General features: G+C 50.9%; 17 protein-coding genes. 2 read left to right on the top strand and 15 right to left on the bottom strand.

What is annotated here, in order from left to right:
- Positions 1-31 precede the first annotated feature (31 nt).
- The 8 genes from atpG to EVJ26_RS10705 form a co-directional block, all read right to left on the bottom strand.
- The gene (gene atpG / locus EVJ26_RS10740) at positions 32-889 is read right to left on the bottom strand and encodes an ATP synthase F1 subunit gamma (protein WP_131457705.1); all 858 of its coding nucleotides are present in this window, start codon (positions 887-889) and stop codon (positions 32-34) included.
- Between the two features lie 36 nt (positions 890-925).
- The gene (gene atpA / locus EVJ26_RS10735; RefSeq protein WP_131457706.1) at positions 926-2434 is read right to left on the bottom strand and encodes a F0F1 ATP synthase subunit alpha; all 1509 of its coding nucleotides are present in this window, start codon (positions 2432-2434) and stop codon (positions 926-928) included.
- 18 nt (positions 2435-2452) lie between these two features.
- Positions 2453-2986 carry a F0F1 ATP synthase subunit delta gene (locus EVJ26_RS10730; protein WP_131469476.1) on the bottom strand — a complete coding sequence of 178 codons (534 nt, stop codon included), beginning with the start codon at positions 2984-2986 and terminating at the stop codon, positions 2453-2455.
- Positions 2986-3513, bottom strand: coding sequence for a F0F1 ATP synthase subunit B (gene atpF / locus EVJ26_RS10725; protein ID WP_021066136.1), 528 nt, complete (start codon positions 3511-3513; stop codon positions 2986-2988). Before atpF ends, EVJ26_RS10730 begins: the two co-directional genes overlap by 1 nt.
- A gap of 71 nt (positions 3514-3584) precedes the next feature.
- On the bottom strand, positions 3585-3797 hold the full coding sequence (gene atpE / locus EVJ26_RS10720) for a F0F1 ATP synthase subunit C (RefSeq protein WP_035386543.1): 213 nt from the start codon (positions 3795-3797) through the stop codon (positions 3585-3587).
- A gap of 82 nt (positions 3798-3879) precedes the next feature.
- Positions 3880-4617, bottom strand: coding sequence for a F0F1 ATP synthase subunit A (gene atpB, locus EVJ26_RS10715; protein WP_016510243.1), 738 nt, complete (start codon positions 4615-4617; stop codon positions 3880-3882).
- The gene (locus EVJ26_RS10710; RefSeq protein WP_070328179.1) at positions 4617-5045 is read right to left on the bottom strand and encodes an ATP synthase subunit I; all 429 of its coding nucleotides are present in this window, start codon (positions 5043-5045) and stop codon (positions 4617-4619) included. The genes atpB and EVJ26_RS10710 overlap by 1 nt, the downstream gene beginning before the upstream one ends.
- Positions 5042-5269 carry a hypothetical protein gene (locus EVJ26_RS10705; protein WP_131457708.1) on the bottom strand — a complete coding sequence of 76 codons (228 nt, stop codon included), beginning with the start codon at positions 5267-5269 and terminating at the stop codon, positions 5042-5044. Before EVJ26_RS10705 ends, EVJ26_RS10710 begins: the two co-directional genes overlap by 4 nt.
- A gap of 736 nt (positions 5270-6005) precedes the next feature.
- On the opposite strand from EVJ26_RS10705, the gene EVJ26_RS10700 reads away from it, so the two are divergent.
- On the top strand, positions 6006-7130 hold the full coding sequence (locus EVJ26_RS10700) for an ABC transporter ATP-binding protein (RefSeq protein ID WP_131457709.1): 1125 nt from the start codon (positions 6006-6008) through the stop codon (positions 7128-7130).
- Positions 7127-8713, top strand: coding sequence for an ABC transporter permease/substrate-binding protein (locus EVJ26_RS10695; protein ID WP_131457710.1), 1587 nt, complete (start codon positions 7127-7129; stop codon positions 8711-8713). The genes EVJ26_RS10700 and EVJ26_RS10695 overlap by 4 nt, the downstream gene beginning before the upstream one ends.
- A gap of 91 nt (positions 8714-8804) precedes the next feature.
- Here the strand turns inward: EVJ26_RS10695 and EVJ26_RS10690 are convergent, their stop codons facing one another.
- The 7 genes from EVJ26_RS10690 to EVJ26_RS10660 form a co-directional block, all read right to left on the bottom strand.
- Positions 8805-9956: a GGDEF domain-containing protein gene (locus tag EVJ26_RS10690; RefSeq protein ID WP_236634090.1), complete on the bottom strand. Its 1152-nt coding sequence runs from the start codon at positions 9954-9956 to the stop codon at positions 8805-8807.
- 149 nt (positions 9957-10105) lie between these two features.
- The gene (gene upp, locus EVJ26_RS10685) at positions 10106-10735 is read right to left on the bottom strand and encodes a uracil phosphoribosyltransferase (protein WP_035386536.1); all 630 of its coding nucleotides are present in this window, start codon (positions 10733-10735) and stop codon (positions 10106-10108) included.
- Between the two features lie 142 nt (positions 10736-10877).
- Entirely contained in the window at positions 10878-12251 is a 1374-nt protein-coding gene (locus EVJ26_RS10680; RefSeq protein ID WP_161567618.1) for a glycoside hydrolase family 191 protein, read from the bottom strand.
- 355 nt (positions 12252-12606) lie between these two features.
- Positions 12607-13848 carry a hypothetical protein gene (locus EVJ26_RS10675; protein WP_131470398.1) on the bottom strand — a complete coding sequence of 414 codons (1242 nt, stop codon included), beginning with the start codon at positions 13846-13848 and terminating at the stop codon, positions 12607-12609.
- Positions 13849-14002: 154 nt separating this feature from the next.
- Positions 14003-14674 (bottom strand): hypothetical protein, encoded by a 672-nt coding sequence (locus EVJ26_RS10670; protein WP_236634091.1) that lies wholly within the window; start codon positions 14672-14674, stop codon positions 14003-14005.
- A gap of 116 nt (positions 14675-14790) precedes the next feature.
- Positions 14791-16029 carry a sensor histidine kinase gene (locus tag EVJ26_RS10665; RefSeq protein WP_131470396.1) on the bottom strand — a complete coding sequence of 413 codons (1239 nt, stop codon included), beginning with the start codon at positions 16027-16029 and terminating at the stop codon, positions 14791-14793.
- 2 nt (positions 16030-16031) lie between these two features.
- Positions 16032-16709 carry a response regulator transcription factor gene (locus EVJ26_RS10660; protein ID WP_070328189.1) on the bottom strand — a complete coding sequence of 226 codons (678 nt, stop codon included), beginning with the start codon at positions 16707-16709 and terminating at the stop codon, positions 16032-16034.
- Between the last annotated feature and the right edge of the window lie 165 nt (positions 16710-16874).

The following is a 16874-nucleotide window of genomic DNA, read 5'->3' as shown; positions in this document are numbered from 1 at the left end:
GTTAGCCTCCTACAATCTAGAGGGCGTGCGCTTATTCAAGCGCAGCCGCACCTCCGACAATCTCTGTGATTTCTTGTGTGATCGCCGCTTGGCGCGCGCGGTTGAACTTGAGCTTGAGTCCGCGGATGAGATCATCCGCATTGTCTGTCGCGTTCGCCATCGCCGTCATCCGAGCCGCGTGCTCCGATACTTTCGCATCGAGAAGCGCGCCGTAGATGAGCCCTTCCGCGTAACGCGGGAGGAGCGCTGCTAAGATCGTTTCTTCTTCTGGTTCGTATTCATACATCACATTAGATGCGGTCTGTTCGATATTCCCAAGCGGAAGCAGTCGATCCATCTTCACTTCTTGGCTGATGACAGAGATGAACGAGTTGAAGCAGAGCTTCAATTCATCGATCTCGCCTTCACTGAACGCGCCGACCGTCTGTTTGACGATCTCCGCGACTTCAATGAATGTTGGCTGGTCGTTAAGTCCTGTCATCGCACTGTACACCGGAATGTTACGTGTCTTGAAGAACTGAACGCCGACCTTCCCGATCACGTACAGACGGTACTCGTCTGTCGAATCGTGTTTGGCTTTCAACTCGCGGTACACGTCGCGAAGGACGCTGGCGTTGTATCCACCAGCAAGTCCGCGGTCCGACGTGATGACGATGTAGCCGGTCCGTTTGACAGGACGGACTTGAAGCATCGGGTGTGTTGCGCCTGAAGTACCGCCGGCAATCGACGAGATGACTTCTTGCAACTTGGTCATGTACGGCTTGAAGTTGGCGTTGCTCCCTTGAGCGCGGTTCAATTTCGAGGCCGACACCATGTTCATCGCTTTCGTGATTTGCTTCGTGCTTTGGGTCGAGGTGATCCGCATCTGGATCTCACGTAATGATGCCATTTCGATTCACCACCTTAATAGACGCTCGTCACCGGATTAAACCGATGGCGAGAACGTCTTTTTGAATTCCGCAATTGCATCGACCATCGCCTCGTCAGCAGGAAGGTTTCCTGTTTGACGGATTTCACGGCAGAGGTCCGCACGGTTTTGGTCGAGCCATGCGTTCATGTCTTTTTCGAAACGACGGATGTCTTCGACTGGGACGTCATCGAGATGACCTTTCGTGAGGGCGTAGATGATGAACACTTGCTTGTCGACCGAGAGCGGTGCGTTCAATTCTTGCTTCAAGACTTCAACCGTCCGTTGTCCACGGTTCAACTTCGCTTGTGTCGCTTTGTCGAGGTCTGACCCGAACTGGGCGAACGCCTCGAGCTCACGGTATGACGCGAGGTCAAGACGGAGCGTACCGGCAACTTTCTTCATCGCTTTCACTTGAGCCGCACCACCTACACGCGATACCGAGAGACCGGCGTTGATCGCGGGACGTACCCCTGAGAAGAAGAGGTCCGACTGAAGGAAGATTTGACCGTCTGTGATCGAGATAACGTTCGTCGGGATGTAAGCCGAGATATCCGACGCTTGTGTCTCGATGAACGGAAGAGCTGTCAGTGAGCCGCCACCGAGTTCGTCGTTCAACTTCGCCGCACGCTCAAGAAGGCGTGAGTGGAGGTAGAAGACGTCACCTGGGTAGGCTTCGCGGCCTGGAGGACGACGGAGAAGCAGCGAGAGCTCACGATAAGCTGCCGCTTGTTTCGAGAGATCATCATACACGACGAGGACGTGTCGTCCGCGGTCCATGAAGTACTCACCCATCGATACCCCTGCAAACGGCGCGAGGTAAAGAAGTGGGGCTGGCTGTGAAGCCGAAGCCGAAACGATGATTGTGTAATCGAGGGCACCATTTTTACGGAGCGTCTCAACTACGCCACGGACAGTTGATTCTTTCTGACCGATTGCGACGTAGATACAAACCATGTTTTCTTCTTTTTGGTTGATGATCGCATCGATTGCGACCGATGTCTTACCAGTTTGACGGTCACCGATGATGAGCTCACGCTGACCGCGACCGATTGGTACGAGGGCGTCAATCGCCTTGATCCCAGTTTGGAGCGGTTCGTGAACTGACTTACGGGCCATAACGCCGTAAGCTTTACGTTCGATCGGGTTGTATGTGTCCGTCACGATTGGTCCAAGACCGTCGATCGGTTGTCCGAGCGGGTTGACGACGCGTCCGAGGAGCGCATCACCGACTGGTACTTCCATGATGCGGCCCGTACGTTTAACCGAGTCGCCTTCTTTGATGCCTTTGTAGTCGCCGAGGATGATAATCCCGACGTTGCCTTCTTCTAAGTTTTGCGCCAAGCCCATTATGCCGTTTGAGAACTCTACGAGTTCTCCTGCCATAACGTTATCGAGTCCGAATGCACGAGCGATACCGTCACCTACTTGAATGACTGTACCTGTCTCACTAACTTCGATTTCAGAACCGTACGAAGCGATTCGCTCTTTTAGCAGGGCGCTGATTTCTTCAGCTTTGATCGTCATTGAATTCACCCCTATTTCTTACGCATTCAACAATTCACGCTCAAGGCGTGTTAGTTTAGTTTCGATTGTGTCATCATACGTCGTGTAACCGATCTGGACGCGAAGTCCACCGATAACCTGTTCATCGACGACGTTCTTCAATTGAAGCGTCTTGTTCATCTTCTGACCGAAGACGAGTTCAACTTCTTTCAGCTCTGCTGCCGACAACGGGTAAGCACTAATGACGAACCCTTCAGCGATGCCGCGGAAGTCGTTGATGTAATCTAAGACGTAACGCGGCAGCGCGCGAACTTCGCTCGCACGGTCGTTCTCGACCATGACGAGAAGTGTGTTAAGCACGATTTCTGTCATATCACCAAAGCTGTGTGTTAAAAGCTGTGCAAGCTCGCTGTCGCTGACTGCTGGATTCGTTAAGAGATCCACCAGTTCAGGCGTCGCGTGGAGCACTTCATCGAGCAGACGCACTTCCGCTTCGACTTGGTCGAGCGTGCCTTGCTCCCGCGCTAAGTCGAAGAGCGCTTTGGCATAGCGTTTTGCTAACGATATGTTCATCAGTTAGCGCCTTTCGCTTTAGACAGGAAGTCTGTGACGAGGGCACGTTGTTTCACTTCGTCGCCTTTAAGGTCTGACTGAAGGACGTGGCGTGCTGCCGAGAGCGCCTGTGTGACGACTTCGGTTTGAAGCGACTGTTTCGCGAGCTCGCGCTCACGCTCGATCGCTTTTCCAGCCTCGATCTTGATTTGTTCGGCTTCCAAACGCGCCTGCTCCACCAAGCGTGCTTGTTCGGCTTCTGCTTGACGACGGCTTGAGTCAAGCATCTCTTTTGATTCTGTACGTGCGGCGCTTAAAGCGTCACGTTGTTCGACGACATATGTCTCCGCGTCTTTGCGGCTCTTTTCAGCAAGCTCGATTTCGTTCGCTACATACTCTTCACGCTGTCTCATCATTCCAAGGAGTGGTCCCCAAGCAAATTTCTTCAACAGGGCCAAGAGTACGAGGAATGTGAAAAGTGTAAAGATCATATCCAGGATGCGGAGGCCTTCGCCACCAGCACCAGCTGCAATCATCATCGTATCCATGCATACCCTCCTCTTGACTAAATAAGTGAGGGAGACTTGCTCCCCCGTTTGTTGTTCTCGTTAACTCGTAATCAAGAGTTGAGGAGAAGGAAACCGACAGCCACACCGATGATCGGGAGGGCCTCAACCAAACCGATACCGATGAACATCGTTTGACGAAGTTCGTTTTTAAGTTCTGGCTGACGTGCTTGTCCTTGTACTGTTCCGTATACGATGAGACCGTTACCGATACCAGCCGCGAGTGCTCCGAGACCGATAACGATTGCTGTTGCGAGAAGATTCATTTGTTCCATTGTGTATGTTCCTCCTAAAAGTTAAGTAAATAGTTTTTTTGTTCAACGCTTTGGCGAGGCCAACTTATCCGAATCAATGCTCGGCTGAAGCTTTATGCCCGATGTACACCATTGCAAGCGTCAGGAAAATGTAGGATTGGATAACCCCGATAAAGATTGAGAAACCTTGCCATAAAATCATCGGCAGGATTGCGAACACAGCACCAAGCGGGTTAAGTGCCCCTTGTGCGGTAATTGCGAGTCCCAAGATGATGGTAATCATGATTTCACCGGCAAAGATGTTACCGTAAAGACGCAGACCGAGCGTCAAGGTGTTCGCGAACTCCTCGATGAGCTTGATCGGCAATAAGAACCAGACCGGCTTCACGAATTCCGCCGAATAGTGCTTGAAACCGTGTAGCTTCACGCCGTAATAGTGTGACATTGCAACGACGAGTGTCGACAATGCCAATGTGACGTAAGGATCGGCCGTCGGTGAGTTGAACCATAGATAGTGACCGGAAATGACGTTGAACGGCAGACCCATCAAGTTCGAAATCAGAATGAACAAAATCAACGTCATCCCAAACCCGATAAAGCGGCCTCCTGTCTTCCAATCCATCGCACTCGAGATAATCCCGCGTACGAATTCCGCGAAGAATTCCATCAAGTTCTGCTTACCTGTCGGCTTCATGGCCAAGCGTCGTGTTCCCCAAACGGCGAACGCAAAGACGAGCAGTGATGCGATTAGCACCGTAATGACGTTCGTCCAGCTCCCATATAACGTATAGTCTCCAAGTTGTAGAGAATATGTGGGAAACTCATGACCCATTAGTATTCACCTCTTTTCCTGCTGAGCTGGGCAAGTGTGAACTCGCCAAATTGTATGATGTGGCCGGCGATTAGACCAGTTACCACTGCAATCAGCGATACTCGATCTTCATAGAAGAGACCGACTATCACGGCTAACGCACCGACTGCCATTCTTGAAACAGTCCCGTGCGATTTCGGGCGTCGCCCATGTTCGATCACGTCAAACATCCGAATGACGCTGCGATTCTGCATATGTAGAATGATCAGACTGGCGACCCCACCCAGGAACAAGCCGAGAAATACCGGTTTGTACACAGGGACGATGAGCGCTCCGACGAGGAGAATGGCGAACCATCCGACAAACCACTTCGTATAGCGTTTCATCAACTCTTGCTGTGCTTTTCTGTCTGCTTGCACTTGTTGTAGTTCCGTTTGTTCTAGCTTCATTCGTCCTCTCCTGTCATTAAACTCCGAAGGGTGAGTACGAGCGCGGTGATCCCGATAAACATTCCGAGAAACACCGACACATTCCAACCAAACGTGCCCCAAAATTCACGTCTCGCTCCATATTGGCCGACGAGATAACCGATGACGATCGGTCCGGCGAGCGCGGTCGAGATTTGTGAGGCGAGCGTGGCGTAGGATAGGTAACGATTGTCTTTTTTCGTCATCCTAGTCCCCCTTTCTAACTGGCAGCCAGCACTTCATCTTCTTCGATTTACACTCGCATGACCATCAAAAGTCACACAAGTTCAGAGTACTGGAAATAGCATAAGAAGTCAATTGATTTCACAATTATAAAAGCGCTTTAAACCGAGTAATATCAAGGCTTTTACGCACTTCACAAACTAAATTAAAATCGCTAAATTTTAAATAAGTGTGAAAAAACAGTGAAATAAAAATGTTGACTTTATAATATTTCACAAACCGAATCAGATGAGGAATAGTTCAGTTATACATCCGCGTATTGGAAAATACAACGTAAACCGCCCCACGTTCACAAAAGGTTTTAAAACGGACGCTGATTTCGTATTGAAATCGTTTTCATTATCCTGTATCAGTATACCGATTATCTTTTTGCCGTGTCGAGCGATTCCGACAATTTTGCAGTGATGAATCTCACATCGCCATTCCCAAGCACGCATCGGCTGAAAACCCAACGCTAGCACCAGTTGGAATGGCTACGTTCAAGATATAAGTGCCATCAATAAATGTATCAATTTCGCGACTTATAAACCGACGCCCGCATTATAAGTGTTATGATTGGCTCTTAACACCGTTTAAATCGCAAGGGATATTCCCCTGTTTCACAAAATGTTAAACACTTTCTCTGGAAATAACGTTTAAAATCTTTCAACAATGGGGAAATAAGGTTATGTAAAAATAATTATTGAAAAGGGTGAATGCATGATTGAGTTTAAAAACGTGATGAAGTCCTTCAAAAACACAACAGTGTTGAAGGAAATGAATCTCACCATTAACAAAGGAGAGCTCGTCGTCTTTATCGGCCCCTCCGGCTGTGGTAAAACGACGTCGCTTAAAATGATTAACCGCTTGGTCGAGCCGACGGAAGGAACCATTATCGTCGACGGTCAAGACACACGGAAAATGGATCCGATTCAACTACGACGCCAAATGGGCTACGTCATTCAACAGACGGGCCTATTCCCGCACATGACGATTCGTGAGAATATCCAGCTGATTGCCAGCCTCGAAGGACAAGCTGAACAGGATATGGACGCTCGAACCGAGCAACTGCTTCGAATGGTCGGCCTCGAACCCGAGCAGTTCATCGATCGCTATCCGAGTGAATTGAGCGGTGGTCAGCAACAACGCATCGGTTTCGTCCGCGCCCTCATGAACGATCCCAAGGTCATCTTGATGGACGAGCCGTTCAGTGCCCTCGACCCCGTAACACGTAGCGATCTCCAAGAAGAGCTGTTCAACCTGCAAGAGGAAGTCAAGAAAACGATTGTGTTCGTCACCCACGATATGGATGAGGCGATCAAATTAGCTGATCGTATTTGTATCATGCGCGACGGGGAAATCGTCCAGTTCGATACACCGGAACAGATTCTTCGTAATCCAAAAGATGCGTACGTCGAATCATTCATTGGCAAAAACCGGATTTGGAACAGCCCTGAATTCATCAAAGCGAAAGACATCATGATCACCGACCCAGTCTCAATCAGCGGGAAACGCACTGTCTTGCAGGCGATTGAAATCATGCGCTCACGCAAAGTCGACAGTTTGCTTATCACAGACCGGGAGCAGGTTCTACAAGGTCTCATTAAATTGAAAGACGTCCACGGGATCCAAGATAAGACAAAACGACTCGAGGAAGTCATGAACGTGAACTATGCTTTCGTCTCAAGCGAAGATTCATTGCTCGACATTTTAGATGTTATGAACACGAGTGATCAAGGCTATCTTCCGGTCGTCACCGGGGCGACGCTAAATGGACTCATCACACGCAGCAGTTTGCTTTCCGTCCTCAGTGAGCAATTCATGCAAGAGGAGGAAACGCTATGAATACAATCCAATCATTTTTAAATTACTTTGCGAGCAACACCGACCAAATCGGTACATTGCTCTTTGAGCACTTACAACTGACCGTCTTCGCCGTCTCGCTTGCGGTAATCATTGGCGTACCGCTCGGTATTCTAATTTTACGGATGCCGCGATTCGCTAAACCGGTTCTCGGTCTGACGAGTGTCGTCCAGGCTGTACCGAGTCTCGCCCTGCTCGGTTTTCTCATTCCGTTTATCGGGATCGGGTCTACCCCGGCCATCATCATGGTCGTCTTGTACTCACTTCTCCCGATTGTGAAGAACACGTACACGGGTTTGTCGAGTATTCCAGGTGACACGCTCGAGTCCGCTAAAGGAATCGGTCTCACTGACCGTCAAATCCTAAGCAAGATTCAACTTCCGCTCGCACTCCCGATTATCATGGCCGGGATTCGGATTTCAGCGGTTACAGCCGTCGGTCTCATGACAATCTCGGCATTCGTCGGAGCCGGCGGTCTAGGGTATCTTGTCTTTGCAGGCATCCAGACAGTCGACAACAACCAGATTCTAGCAGGTGCGATTCCGGCCGGCCTACTTGCGCTCTTGATCGACTTCATCGTCAGTCGTATTGAGTATAAAGTCGCCCCGAACGGAATCGTTCTTGCAGACGGCCGCGTGAAGAAAAAAAAGCATCGTTCCGCAAAGAACGTGAACAAACCGCTCATCATAATTGCGACAACGTTCATCGTGCTTCTCGCCGTTTCGATCTTCGCCTTCACCCGTGAAGACGATACGATTGTCGTCGGCTCGAAAAACTATACTGAACAGCTAATTCTCGGCAATATGGTCGCCGATTTAATTGAAGACAAAACCGACCTCGAAGTGAAACGTCAACTCAATCTCGGTGGCACACAAGTTGCGTTTAATGCGCTTCGTACCGGCGAGATTGACACGTATATCGAGTACACGGGCACGCTCTACGTCGATGTCTTAAAACAAGAAGTCGAGAACGATCCAGAAGTCGTCTACGAAAAAGTCCAGTCGCAGGTCCAGGAACGTTTTGACATTCGTACGCTCGACCCAATCGGCTTCAACAATACGTATGCTATCGCCGTCAAACAAGAAGCTGTAGACAAGTATAATCTAACTACCGTGTCTGATCTCGCCGCAGTGAGTGACGAGCTCATCTTCGGTCCCACGATCGAATTCTCGAACCGGGAAGACGGCTATCTCGGGTTAAAAGAAGCTTATCCGTTTAATTTCCAAGACGTGAAGCCCGTTGATGGCGGACTTCGTTATACGGCACTTATGAACGATGAGAGTGACGCCATCGACAGCTTCTCGACTGACGGTTTATTAAAGCGATTTGAACTTGTCGTCCTTGAAGACGATAAAAAGTTTTTCCCGCCTTACTACGCCGTACCAATCGTCAGTGAAGAAACGCTCACAGAACATCCTGAGCTCGCCACCGTATTGAACTTACTCAGTGGAAAAATCACGGATGAAACCATGCAAGAGTTGAACTACCTCGCCGACGTCGAAAAACAACGTCCTGAGAAAGTGGCTCGTGATTTCCTCGTCTCTGAAGGTTTAATCGAAGAATAAAGACAGAAATCCCGCCCCTCGAAAAGGGCGGGATTTTGTCTGTCCGTTTGGTGATCACTTCCGTCGTTTTCGACGCCTCGAATCGAACGGCCTACATCGCTTTCCCCATCGAAACGCGGTTGCGCCCGCTTTGCTTCGCCTGATAGAGCGCTCGGTCAGCCGCCTCGATCAAATCAGACTTCTCGACGTCCAGTCCCGGGATGTGTTCTGCGACGCCGATGCTGACGCTCACTTTACGAAGCGGCTGATACGCTTCGTGCAGAATGTTCAGCTTAAGAACCGCTTGGCGAATCCGCTCCGCGACTTCTTTTGACTGACGGGCATGGTGTGGCCGAAGTAACACCGCGAACTCCTCGCCGCCATAGCGGGCGACCATCCCATTTTCCCCGACCGCTTTATCCACGGCTTTTGCGACCCGTTCGAGACAGGCGTCTCCCGCCAAATGACCGTACGTATCGTTATACAGTTTGAACGCATCGATATCGAGCAGGAGGAGCGCGACGTCCGTACCTGATTCTTCCGCCTCATCCCAAAGCCGCTCGAGCTTTTCATCGAAGGCACGACGATTCCAAACGCCGGTCAAGGCGTCATGAAGCGACCGATAAATCAGCGCCTGCTTGCTGCGCTCGAGCCGAAACGTGTGCACGAATGCGAGCAACAAGAGGATGGCGATCGCGACGACGATGACAATCACCCACGTAGCCGAATTTGAGGCACTGACACTTCGCTGTGACGCCTCTTGAATGATCTTGTCGATGTCTTCCCGGATGTCGGCGTCAACGTCTCGGAATTGATTGATGTAATCGATCCCGCTATAGCGCCGCGAATTCGCTTCCACAATTTTACCCGCACCGACGAGGTCAAGCTGTGACTCATAAAATATCTCCATCTCATTAATGAGCGGAAGCGCCTCTCCTTGAATGATTTCCTGCATAATCGGATGGCGGTGGTCAAGCTCGTGGATGACTTGAATCGTCTCAGCAAGAGCATACTTCGTCTCATTATATTGTCGGAGCGACAACATATCTTGATTATATGTATAGCCACGGACCGATAACTCTTGATCGAGCAGGAGCGCGAACAGTTCAGACGCCGCGTTCGCGATCGGGATCGCCTCTTCGACGATACGCTCGTTCTGCCGCTCGATATTTTGGAAAGCGCTGTAGCTCCATAGACTCGTCAAAAACAGCGCTAATAACGCAATCAACAGGTAGGCTTGCAAAAGTGACAGTTTAGGCCTCATGGTCGTTCTCTTCCTCATTTCAACAGATGACATTCACTTCTGTCTTCACTATCGGCTGTTGCTTCGATTTTCTCAACTATTTTGGATCGGTTTTGACAGATTGAGCGCACAAAAAAGGAGGATCCGACTGGAACCTCCTTCCGTCTTGCTTATTTTGTTCCGAACAAACGGTCACCTGCATCACCGAGTCCTGGCACGATGTAGCCATGTTCGTTCAACTTCTCGTCGAGTGCGGCGAGATAGATTTCAACGTCTGGGTGCTCGGCTTGAACGCGTTCGACGCCTTCTGGTGCTGCGCAGAGACAAGCGAGTTTGATCGACTTCGCGCCGTGTTTTTTGAGGGCTGCGATGGCATCAGCTGCAGATCCGCCGGTCGCAAGCATCGGGTCGACGACGATGAAGTCACGCTCGGTAATATCTGTCGGCAACTTGAGATAGTATTCGTGCGGCTCGAGCGTCTCCGGGTCACGGTAAAGACCGATGTGACCGACTTTGACGTTCGGCATCATTTTGAGGAAGCCATCCACCATGCCGAGGCCTGCCCGTAAAATTGGGACGATTCCCAATTTCTTGCCGGCAATCATCTTTTGTGTCGATACCGAGACCGGTGTCTCAATCTCCACATCAGTAAGCGGAAGGTCGCGTGTAATTTCATATGCCATGAGTGAAGAAACCTCTTCTACGAGTTCACGGAACTGCTTCGTCCCCGTCTCTACTTTGCGCATAATCGTCATCTTGTGCTGAATCAATGGGTGATCATAAACGTGTACTTTTCCCATTTTGCTTCACTCCTCTCTAAATCTCTCTCGAGCATTGTACCCCAACTTCTCTTAGAAAGGTAGGGTCAACTTCCGTTTTTGAAGAGGTCAGACGAAACCCCAAGGGCCAGTTTGACACCTTGGGGTTGATCTGCCTTCTAGATTAGAATTTGAAGAAGTTCAAAAAGCCGGCTGTCTTGTGCTTTACTTTTGCACACATGTTGCCTTTAGCTTTTTCGTGCTTTACGAACTTGGCATGCTTAGCAGCATGTTTTTTCGCGTGCTTCTTCGCTTTCTTTTTCTCTTTTTTCAGTTCTTTTTTTGTTTTCTGCTTTGGCTCAGCTTGCTTCGAATCTTTTTGCTCGACTGGTTTCGTTGTCGTGCTCGTCGATGTAGCAGGCTTCGTCGGCGCTGTCGTCGGTTTTGGCGCAGTCGACGTTTCCGTTACTGGCTTCGTCGCTTCCGGTTTTGGCGCAGTCGACGTTTCTGTCGCTGGCTTCGTCGCTTCCGGTTTTGGCGCAGTCGACGTTTCCGTCGCTGGCTTCGTCGCTTCCGGTTTTGTTGCTGTTGACGTTTCCGTTACTGGCTTCGTCGCTTCCGGTTTTGGCGCAGTCGACGTTTCCGTCGCTGGCTTCGTCGCTTCCGGTTTTGGCGCAGTCGACGTTTCCGTCGCTGGCTTCGTCGCTTCCGGTTTTGTTGCTGTTGACGTCTCTGTCGTCGGTGCTACTACGACAGGTGCCGGAGTTGGTGCAGTGTCTTTCGTCCGTGTCACAAGACCTGCGTTCCAGTTCACGTAAGCGTCTGCTTCGTGGAAGTGGATAAACTTCGAGTCAGCGGCAAGTTTGTGGCTTTCCGCACTTTGACGCGTCGAGATCGTGAGCGTTTTGACCGAATGTTTCGTGTCGACTGCTTGAAGTTTTTTGATCATGTTTTGTGACCAGGCGTCGCTTTTGATCGTGTCAGCGTTGAAGCTCTCCCACATGATGCCATCGACGTAAGGTGCTGTCGACGTTTCGAGTGTGTCAAAGCCCCAGTTTTGGACCATAGCGATGCTGCCGTAACGGGCACGCGCTTCTTTCAAGAAGTTGACGAGACCGTCACGTTGCTGCTTGAGCACGGTCGGGTTGTTCAAATGTTCGTTGTCGATATCGCCGACCGTATCCATGAACACGCCATCGATCCCTTTAGCGATGACTTGGTTTTGGATTTCCGTGAGCAAGAGCCCTTGGAAGTGCGGTGAAGCGATGTTCGTCAAGTAAGAATCCCATTCCGGGTAGTGGACACGTTGTCCGTTACGCGTGAAGAAATCACCTGACTGAAGTTTTGACATGAGACCGGTGTTCCACGTCGCGACTTCCATGACACTAATATAACCGAGTACTTTCGTACCGCGTGACTTGATCTGTTCAACTTGAGCTTTTGTATAATGAAGCGGCTCGATGATGACGAGATCATAGTTTTGCATATCTTTGATGATCGTTTCGGTCGGGTGACCATAATACACTTGATAGTTCTTCACACCGTCGAGTGGGTTCATCGTTTGCGCCCCCGTTTTTGACATGTTCAGACTAACAATTAACAACACTACCGTTAGAGACATAATAAACTTTTTCAATTTCAATACCTATTCCTCTCCTGATGACTGACAAAACTTGGTGACGGACAATGATGGTTGAATTGAGATGTGTCTCTCCGTTCCCCCTTTTCTTCATAATTTGATGACGAGAAGGTTAGTGCTGTGTGTTTTATAGATGTATCGGATTCATGTATGTAATGTTGAACCTTCGCAAAAAAAATTATAGGATAGTTTTCCAGCAAAATATAGTGTCAATTTGACGACAAAAAACCGCTTCATGACATAATCTTGTCATAAAGCGGGTAATACATCTAGTTCAGCTATTATATCGAATCGATCGATTCAACAATTCCTCGAGCCGCATCAGGTCGATGGCGTACGTTTGTTTCGTCGTCAGGTCGATGAGGTGGACACGTTGATTCCCAGGCTCGACCCAAACCTCGAAATGTTGCTCTTGCAAGTGTTCGTACAAGGAGAGTGTCCCGTGTTGGACGGCTGCTTCTGACTTGGTTCCGCCTGTCACATGCGTCAGTAGTTTGAACAGCTCTTGCGTATTCGGCCCATCGAGATATGACGTCTCCCCATTCGTTTCGTACGTGGCGAGTTTCGTCTTCACCGAACGAGCGGATGAACTCATCAGCTTCGTGGTCATCGGCCGTCTGACACTGCCCCACACTTCGATGACCGCGTCATATTGTTTAGACAATGTGAGCGAGGTGACGTCGCTTACGTCTTCAATCGGCTGTTCAGAAAGCACGACTCGTTTCAACAGTTGGCGTTTTGAATGATCGAGCGTGAACGCATCAGTTGTCGAATCGGTATATACATACTTTCCGGTGAAGGCGCTCGGAAGAACGGTGCGGGCCCATGACGATTCCGTACCCATCTGTAGCGCGACCCTACCATCCGCTAACTTCGTAAGGAAAGCGTATCCGTCATTCTTCCCGCTCTCGAATACGAACAGCCCCGGTTCGATCGTCCGGTCGAGCGTCCGTCCGTTCCGCATCACCTCATACGTCACGTACAACGAACCGCTGTCCGGCGTCTGATAGCGGAATGTCGATCCCGGGACGATTGTTTCATGCGCTTGATTGATCCGGAACAAGTTGACAATTTTTGCGACATCAGGCTCCGGATAAAACGTGACCGTCTCTCCGACGTCGACCTCGACTAGTTCACTCGAGACGAGCGATTCGAATTCGTGGACGGGTTCGATTTGGAACGTCCGCTCGATTTGTTCGTGGCTGTTCGCACAAGACAAATAACGGTCGTCGCCGCTCACCCAATACTTAATCGTCTGGCTACCGAGCTCTGCATAAAGCGGATGACGGAACGTCACTTCAGCCACCTCGCCCCGGCGTGACGGGAGCCGTTCCGTCGTTTGTTGTCGACAATACGCCAGCAGTCGCTTCTCTGTTTCCGGTAAAACGCGAACCTGCTCATCTTGATTCGTCGCGTATGCTTCGAGCGGGCGTAACGCGAGGGCGTTCATTTCTTCTTTTGACCCGCAGCCGCTGAGGTAACAGAGGGCGAGCAGGGCAGTCCAACTCAGTCTCATCACTCGTCTCCCCTCTCCCTACATCGTCGTTATCTGTATTATGTTATATCGACATAAATTCCCTCTCCATCATATCATAAGATACGAATCGATTATGTTTGCAGAAATATTACGAATCAAAAACGGGTGCCTCCAGCGGGCACCCGTTCGTTCATCAATTGTCGTCATCACGACCGTCGTCACTATCAACGCTATCGTCTGCGCTGTCACGGTCATCATCACGTTCGATCTCTTTGACTTGCTCTTGCATGTTCAATTCAAGTTTGACGCGATCACCGGCTGTTGGCATCTCATCATCGACTTCATAGCGCGCGGCGAGTGGGTACGTCACTTGCTTCCCGTCACGCTCAATGACGACGTCTCGAGCTGAGAGGCTGACGAAACTACCGTAAATATCGAAGTCGTCGCTCTCCCGGTCGACTTCTTTCACTTCATTGTTTTGATTGAACTCGAGTTTGACACGGTCACCGGCTTTCGGGGTGTCGTCATCAATCTCGTGGCGTGCCGCAAGTGGGTACGTCGATTCTTTTCCGCTGAAGCTGATCGTCACGTCCTGATCTGACAAGCTGACGAGCGTCCCGTATAGTTCATAGTCGTCATCGTCGACCGAACGGACGGGCACGTCACTTGAAGATGAGTTCGATTCGGAAGTAGCGGCAGCTTCCTTCGCAGCGTCGTCTTTCGCGTCGTCGGTTCCACTATTGGCACTATCAATGGCGCGTGGGATGATGACCGTATCCGTCTTGTCGTTCGCGATATACAACCCGATCCCCGCGACAGCGAGTACGGCCAGGCCGACCCCTAAAATCCACCCAAGTAATTTCATGATGTTTCCTCCTCGTTCCATGTGCTGTTCCGTCTCTACACCTTCATCATAGAACGTTGACGTTAGAGCACCACGAGGATTTCATTAGAAAATGATGAGTGCCTGAGAAACTTTCCTCATTTCGTGACGAAGAATACGCTCCCGTCCGGCGCGTTCGCGTAACTTCCAACCTTCCAGCCGTTCAAATCGGCGACTTCTTTGGCGATGGCCAGCCCGAGACCGCTGCCGCTCCGGTCGCGCGCTTCATCAAGCCGATAGAACCGGTCGAACAACCGCGCACGCGCCTCCTCGGTCAGAGTCGTCCCATGGTCGCGCACCTCAATCCGATTTGGTGTCATCGTCACGCTCGTGTCGGTCGCGTACTTCAAGCTGTTATCGATGAAGATGACAATCAATCGTTGCAACGAGTCGCGATGTCCCGTCCAACTCCCTGCCGCTTCGATCGGGACGTGGTTTCCGTGCGACCGTTCGAATCGTTCCTCGAGTTGGAGCGCGAGGTCGCTCAAATCGATCTGTTCGACTTCGATGTCCTCTAAAGCAGCGAAGCGACTCAGTTCGAGCATCGGTTCAATCAAGTCCTCCCGCATCTGTCTCGACTCGGTCAAAATATGGTCGATCGCCTCGTCGCGCACGACGGGGTCATGTTGACCCCAACGTCTGAGCAACTTGGCGTACCCTTCGATGACGGTGAGCGGGGTTTTGAGTTCATGTGAAACATCCGCGACGAAACGGCGTTGTTGCTCCATCGACCCTTCGACACGGGCAATCATCTGATTGAATCCGGTCGCGAGCGTCGACACCTCATCTTGATTCGGACCGACGTCAATCGTCTCGAGCGTCCCCGACTCCGTGATCCGGCCCATCGTCATCTCGAGCCGCCGGAGCGGATCGAGTCCTTGGCGCACGATCCATAAACTGCCGACGAACGTCATCGCCACCGCGATCAGGAAAATGATGAGGAAGATCGTCGCGAGCGTCTGTAACGTCTCACTTACCGCCGCGTCTTGAAAGGCAAAACTGAGACCGTTCGACGTAGCGATGACGAACCAGTCATCGATCAGTGCCGGCTCTCCAAAATTGATGGGAAAACTCAAACCGTCTGCCGCTCGTCCGCCGATGATGCCCCAATCGCCATTGCTCTGCCGCTCGAGGACGATACTGTCCTCATGCAGTGACAGCACGGCCTGACGGTTCCGCTCATCCTCCTCGAGCAGACTGAGCGCTTGACGGAGCACGTCATAGCGGGCGTCGACAATTTGCTGACGCGAGACGACCCAGGCGACCCCGAACGACGTGATGAGCAAAAACAGCATGAACCCGGCCATCGCGAGGGCGATCTTCGTCCGTAATTTCATACTCACTCACCACGCTTCAGCATGTAGCCGACGCCTCGTACCGTCTGAATCCAAGAACCTCCGAGTTTCTTCCGTAAGTAACGCACGTAGACGTCGACGACGTTCGTGTCCCCATAATAGTCGAAACCCCAGACGTGCTCGACGAGTTGGTCGCGCGTGAGCACGCGTTCCGGATGCTCGAGCAAATAGACGATCAAATCGAATTCACGACGAGTCAACTCGACTTTCTGTCCCTCGCACGTCACCTCATGCCGGTTAACGTCGACCGTGAGTCCCTCATAGGACAAAACACGTTCAGTCGCATCGACATGGACGTGCTGGCGCATCCGCAAAAATGCACGGATCCGGGCAAGCAGTTCCTCCATCTCGAACGGCTTTGTGATGTAATCATCCGCCCCAAGGTCGAGCCCACTCACTTTATCGTACCGGTCGCCCCGCGCCGTCACCATCAAGACCGGAAGCAACGGTTGTTCTTCCTTCACCCGACGGACGACCTCGAGCCCGCTCATTTGTGGAAGCATCACGTCTAAAAGCATCAAGTCGATCCCCCCGGCGAGCGCTCGTTCAAGCCCGCTACGTCCGTCGTGGGTGACCTCGACTTGATAGCCGGCGTGCATCAGTTCAAGTTCAAGCAGTCTGGCAATTTTGGCATCGTCTTCTACGACGAGGATTGTCGGCATATAGTTCATCCTTTCTTGAAAAAAAGCGCCGAGCAGTCTGAACTGAGCCCTGTTTTTCGGACAGTTTAATAAAAAGTGCGTCGTCTTTTATGCGGCGATCAGATGGCTCCGGTATTGCTCCGGAGTCATTTTTTTTAGGTTCCATTGCTTGCGTTCACTATTGTA

Source organism: Exiguobacterium sp. SH3S1 (assembly GCF_004337105.1).
GTDB classification, from domain to species: Bacteria; Bacillota; Bacilli; order Exiguobacteriales; family Exiguobacteriaceae; genus Exiguobacterium; species Exiguobacterium aurantiacum_A.
The sequence above is the reverse complement of the archived record's forward strand: the minus strand, read 5'-3'. Positions and strand labels throughout refer to the sequence as shown.

Excerpts from the sequence above, each read along its gene's own strand:
- atpG (WP_131457705.1), bottom strand. The coding sequence starts at position 889 with ATGGCATCATTACGTGAGATCCAGATGCGGATCACCTCGACCCAAAGC.
- atpA (WP_131457706.1), bottom strand. The coding sequence starts at position 2,434 with ATGACGATCAAAGCTGAAGAAATCAGCGCCCTGCTAAAAGAGCGAATC.
- EVJ26_RS10730 (WP_131469476.1), bottom strand. The coding sequence starts at position 2,986 with ATGAACATATCGTTAGCAAAACGCTATGCCAAAGCGCTCTTCGACTTA.
- atpF (WP_021066136.1), bottom strand. The coding sequence starts at position 3,513 with ATGGATACGATGATGATTGCAGCTGGTGCTGGTGGCGAAGGCCTCCGC.
- atpE (WP_035386543.1), bottom strand. The coding sequence starts at position 3,797 with ATGAATCTTCTCGCAACAGCAATCGTTATCGGTCTCGGAGCACTCGCG.
- atpB (WP_016510243.1), bottom strand. The coding sequence starts at position 4,617 with ATGGGTCATGAGTTTCCCACATATTCTCTACAACTTGGAGACTATACG.
- EVJ26_RS10710 (WP_070328179.1), bottom strand. The coding sequence starts at position 5,045 with ATGAAGCTAGAACAAACGGAACTACAACAAGTGCAAGCAGACAGAAAA.
- EVJ26_RS10705 (WP_131457708.1), bottom strand. The coding sequence starts at position 5,269 with ATGACGAAAAAAGACAATCGTTACCTATCCTACGCCACGCTCGCCTCA.
- EVJ26_RS10700 (WP_131457709.1), top strand. The coding sequence starts at position 6,006 with ATGATTGAGTTTAAAAACGTGATGAAGTCCTTCAAAAACACAACAGTG.
- EVJ26_RS10695 (WP_131457710.1), top strand. The coding sequence starts at position 7,127 with ATGAATACAATCCAATCATTTTTAAATTACTTTGCGAGCAACACCGAC.
- EVJ26_RS10690 (WP_236634090.1), bottom strand. The coding sequence starts at position 9,956 with ATGAGGCCTAAACTGTCACTTTTGCAAGCCTACCTGTTGATTGCGTTA.
- upp (WP_035386536.1), bottom strand. The coding sequence starts at position 10,735 with ATGGGAAAAGTACACGTTTATGATCACCCATTGATTCAGCACAAGATG.
- EVJ26_RS10680 (WP_161567618.1), bottom strand. The coding sequence starts at position 12,251 with ATGAACCCACTCGACGGTGTGAAGAACTATCAAGTGTATTATGGTCAC.
- EVJ26_RS10675 (WP_131470398.1), bottom strand. The coding sequence starts at position 13,848 with ATGAGACTGAGTTGGACTGCCCTGCTCGCCCTCTGTTACCTCAGCGGC.
- EVJ26_RS10670 (WP_236634091.1), bottom strand. The coding sequence starts at position 14,674 with ATGAAATTACTTGGGTGGATTTTAGGGGTCGGCCTGGCCGTACTCGCT.
- EVJ26_RS10665 (WP_131470396.1), bottom strand. The coding sequence starts at position 16,029 with ATGAAATTACGGACGAAGATCGCCCTCGCGATGGCCGGGTTCATGCTG.
- EVJ26_RS10660 (WP_070328189.1), bottom strand. The coding sequence starts at position 16,709 with ATGCCGACAATCCTCGTCGTAGAAGACGATGCCAAAATTGCCAGACTG.